We start from the raw sequence: 3,969 nt of genomic DNA on the forward strand, positions 1-3,969 counted from the left end.
CGCCGCCGATGCCGACGCCGCCCGAGAGGTGCACGTTCTTGCCGATCTGGGCGCACGAACCGACGGTGGCCCAGGTGTCGACCATGGTGCCTTCGTCCACGTAGGCGCCGATGTTCACGTAGCTGGGCATCAGGATCGCGCCCTTGGCCACGAAGCTGCCGTGGCGGGCCACGGCCGGGGGCACCACGCGCACGCCGCTGGCCTTGAGCTCGGCTTCGCTCATGTCGGAGAACTTGGTCTTGACCTTGTCGAAGAAGGTCAGGTCGCCGCTCTTCATGATGGCGTTGTCGTTCAGGCGGAACGACAGCAGCACGGCCTTCTTGATCCACTGGTGGGTGGTCCACTGGCCCACGGCTTCGCGCGTGGCCACGCGCAGCTTGCCGGTGTTGAGCTGGTCGATCACGTGGTTCACGGCGTCCAGCACCTCCTTGGGGGCGGAGGCGGGCGAGAGCTCGGCGCGGTTGTCCCAGGCGGTTTCGATCAGGGCTTGCAGTTGTTGGGTCATGTGAAGTTCAGCGTTGAGGGTTGAGCGGTGGAGGGCGGGAAGCCGGTCAGGCGTGGGCCTGGCAGAAGCGCACGATGCGGTCGGCGGCTTCCAGGCATTCGGCGGGCTCGGCCACCAGGGCCATGCGCACCCGGCCGGCGCCGGGGTTGACGCCGCCGGTGGCGCGCGCGAGGTAGCTGCCGGGCAAAACCGTCACATTGTATTGAGCCAGCAGTTCGCGGGCGAAGGCTTCGTCGGCGCTCAGGCCGGGAATTCGGCCTTCAAACGCGGTCGGCACCCCGGCCCAGAGGTAGAACGCCGCATCGGGCAGGGCCACGTCCAGCACCTGGGCCAGCAGCGGCGTGACGGCGGCGAACTTCTCGCGGTACTGGCGGCGGTTGTCGATCACGTGCTCTTCATCGCCCCAGGCGGCCACGCTGGCGGCCTGCACGGCCGGGCTCATGGCGCCGCCGTGGTAGGTGCGGTAGAGCAAGAAGCTCTTGATGAGGGCTGCGTCACCCGCAACGAAACCGCTGCGCAGGCCCGGCACGTTGCTGCGCTTGGACAGGCTGGTGAACATCATCAGGTTCTTGAAGTCCGGCCGGCCCAGCTTCACGGCCGCTTCCAGCCCGCCCAGGGGCGGTTCGTCGCGGAAATAGATCTCGCTGTAGCACTCGTCCGACGCGATCACGAAACCGTGGCGGTCGCTCAGTTCAAACAGTTTCTGCCATTCGGCCAGCGGCATCACAGCGCCGGTGGGGTTGCCCGGCGAACAGACGAAGATCAGCTGCGTGCGCGCCCAGACCTCGTCGGGCACGCTGTCCCAGTCCACCGCGAAGTTGCGAGACGGCACGCTGGGCACGTAGTACGGCTGGGCACCGCCCAGCAGGGCCGCGCCTTCGTAGATTTGGTAGAACGGGTTGGGGAAGGCCAGCGTGGCGCCGGGTTTCGAGGCGTCCAGCACCGTCTGGGCAAAGGCGAACAGCGCCTCGCGCGAGCCGTTGACCGGCAGCACCTGGGTGGCGGGATTGAGCGCCACGCCGTAGCGCCGCTGCATCCAGTCGGCACAAGCCTGGCGCAGGGCGGGCTCGCCGGCGGTCGCGGGGTAGCCGGTCAGGCCGGTGTCCAGCGCGGCGGCCAGCGCGTCTTTGAGCATCTGGGGCGTGGCGTGCTTGGGCTCGCCAATGCCCAGGCTGATGGCGCGGTGCGCCGGGCTGGGCGTGACGCCCGCGAACAGCTGGCGCAGCCGCTCGAACGGGTAGGGCTGCAGGAGGGACAACTTGGGATTCATGGGGGGTGATTATCCCTGTGGCGCGGTGGGACTTGACCGGACCCGGGTGGCCCTGCGCGGGCCCCGCTCGCGGCACCGATTTGAGGACAATCGGGCGGCGAAGTGGGCCGAATGTGCACCACCTTGGGAAGACATGGAATGAAAACCCTGTTGTTGCTGGTTCTCGTCGGCGTCGTGGTCGCCCTGGTGGGCGGTCAGGGGCTGCCATCCCTGCAGGGGCGCAGTCCTTCCTGGGCCATCGCCGCCGACCCGACCGTGCCACTGGGCCAGGGTGCGCTGGCGCTGTCACGCCCCCACCCGGGGCTGACCGGCGTGCACGTCCTCAACAGCGGGCGCAGCGCCTTCGCGGCGCGCATGCTGCTGGTCGAGACCGCGCAGCGCAGCCTGGACCTGCAGTACTACATCTGGCACGACGACATTTCCGGCCAGCTGCTGCTCGATGCCGTGCGGCGCGCGGTCGAGCGCGGTGTGCGGGTGCGGCTGCTGCTTGATGACAACGGCATCGCCGGGCTGGACCCGGTGCTGGCCGCCCTGCAGGCCCTGCCCCAGGTGCAGGTGCGCCTGTACAACCCCTTCGTGCAGCGCCGTTTCAAGCCGCTGGGCTACCTGAGCGAACCGGGCCGGCTGAACCGGCGCATGCACAACAAGTCGTTCACCGCCGATGGCGCGGTCAGCATCGTGGGCGGGCGCAACATCGGCGATGCCTACTTCGACGCCGCCGAAGGGGTGAACTTCGCCGACCTGGACCTGCTGGCGCTTGGTGCGGTGGTGGGCGAGGTCGCTACATCCTTTGACGCCTACTGGAACAGCGAGTCGGCCTACCCGCTGCCCTTGCTGGTCAAGGCCGTCCCGCAGGCCAGCGCCGGGCAACTGATCGAAGCCCGCCTGGCGGCACTGGGCGGTCAGGCCGCCGTCGACCGCTACCGGGCGGCGGTGCGGGCCAGCACCCTGGTGCACAGCCTGCAGCAGGGCACGCTGGCGCTGGAATGGGTGCCCGTGGAACTGGTGGTGGACGACCCGCAGAAAACCCTGGCCCAGGGGGATGGTGCGGTGGCCACCCACATGCTGCCCCGGCTCCAGGCCGCCGCGGGCACGATCAGCACGCGTTTCGATGTGGTGTCACCTTATTTCGTGCCCGGCGATGAGGGCACGCAAGGCTTCATCGCGTTGGCCGCCCAGGGCACGACGATGCGGGTTCTGACCAATTCGCTGGCCGCGACCGATGTGGCGGCTGTGCACGCGGGCTATGCCAGGCGCCGCCGGGACCTGCTGGCGGCGGGTCTGTCGCTGTTCGAACTCAAGCCCGACGCCCGTGCGCCAGGCCCCCGCGCTTTGACGCTGGGCAGCTCCAGTGCGAGCCTGCACGCCAAGACCTTCGCCATCGATGGCGAGCGCGCCTTTGTCGGCTCGTTCAATTTCGACCCGAGGTCGGTGAAATTCAACACCGAAATGGGATTCCTGGTGAAAAGCCCCGCGCTGGCGCAGTCCATCCACCGGGCCTTCGACGACGCCCTGCGCAACACCGCCTATGTGGTGCGGCTGAACCCCGCCGGTGATCTGGAATGGGTCGATCATGGGGTGCATCCGCCCCAGGTCTGGGACAGCGAGCCCAAGGCAGGGCTCATGCGGCGGGCGGTGGCGCGGATGCTTTCCTGGCTGCCGATCGAGTTCCTGCTGTAAGCGCTGGTAACTGCGGCGAAAGGCCGTTCCCGGGCGTCCAGGGGCGCACAGTATCATCCCCAGCGCGAGGACCGTCCCGCGCGGACTCCCATCTGTTTTCCCTTTCCGTTTGTTCCCAGGCAGTGCCGTGCGCCTCAATTCGATCAAGTTATCGGGCTTCAAGTCCTTCGCCGAACCCACCAACTTCATGCTGCCCGGACAACTGGTGGGCGTGGTCGGTCCCAACGGCTGTGGCAAGTCCAACATCATGGACGCGGTGCGCTGGGTGCTGGGCGAGTCCAAGGCGTCCGAACTGCGCGGCGAGTCCATGCAGGACGTGATCTTCAACGGCACCAACAACCGCAAGCCGGCCAGCCGTTCCAGCGTGGAGCTGGTGTTCGACAACGCCGACCACCGCGCCGGCGGCCAGTGGGGCCAGTTCCTGGAAATCGCGGTCAAGCGCGTGCTCACCCGCGACGGCACCAGCAGCTACTACATCAACAACCAGCCGGTGCGCCGGCGCGACGTGCAGGAC

General features: G+C 68.2%; 4 protein-coding genes. 2 read left to right on the forward strand and 2 right to left on the reverse strand.

The genetic code is table 11. The annotated features are described in order from the left end of the window. Window positions 1-505 (reverse strand): 2,3,4,5-tetrahydropyridine-2,6-dicarboxylate N-succinyltransferase (locus tag RMP09_RS00005; protein ID WP_310563952.1); only part of this gene is annotated, 505 nt, incomplete at its 3' end. A gap of 46 nt (window positions 506-551) precedes the next feature. Beyond that, complete coding sequence (gene dapC, locus RMP09_RS00010) at window positions 552-1,775, reverse strand: succinyldiaminopimelate transaminase (RefSeq protein ID WP_310563953.1); 1,224 nt, start codon at window positions 1,773-1,775, stop codon at window positions 552-554. 138 nt (window positions 1,776-1,913) lie between these two features. Between dapC and RMP09_RS00015 the strand changes: the two genes are divergently transcribed. Together RMP09_RS00015 and RMP09_RS00020 are read left to right on the forward strand one after the other, a co-directional pair. Then, entirely contained in the window at window positions 1,914-3,455 is a 1,542-nt protein-coding gene (locus tag RMP09_RS00015; protein WP_310563954.1) for a phospholipase D family protein, read from the forward strand. Between the two features lie 127 nt (window positions 3,456-3,582). Next, a partial coding sequence (locus RMP09_RS00020; RefSeq protein WP_310563955.1) for an AAA family ATPase occupies window positions 3,583-3,969 on the forward strand: 387 nt, incomplete at its 3' end.

The sequence above is a fragment of the Hydrogenophaga sp. genome (assembly GCF_031426985.1).
Classification (GTDB): domain Bacteria; phylum Pseudomonadota; class Gammaproteobacteria; order Burkholderiales; family Burkholderiaceae_C; genus Hydrogenophaga.

What these genes read in the sequence shown, in the direction of transcription:
- dapC (WP_310563953.1), bottom strand. Translation starts at nt 1,775, where the DNA reads ATGAATCCCAAGTTGTCCCTCCTGCAGCCCTACCCGTTCGAGCGGCTG.
- RMP09_RS00015 (WP_310563954.1), top strand. Translation starts at nt 1,914, where the DNA reads ATGAAAACCCTGTTGTTGCTGGTTCTCGTCGGCGTCGTGGTCGCCCTG.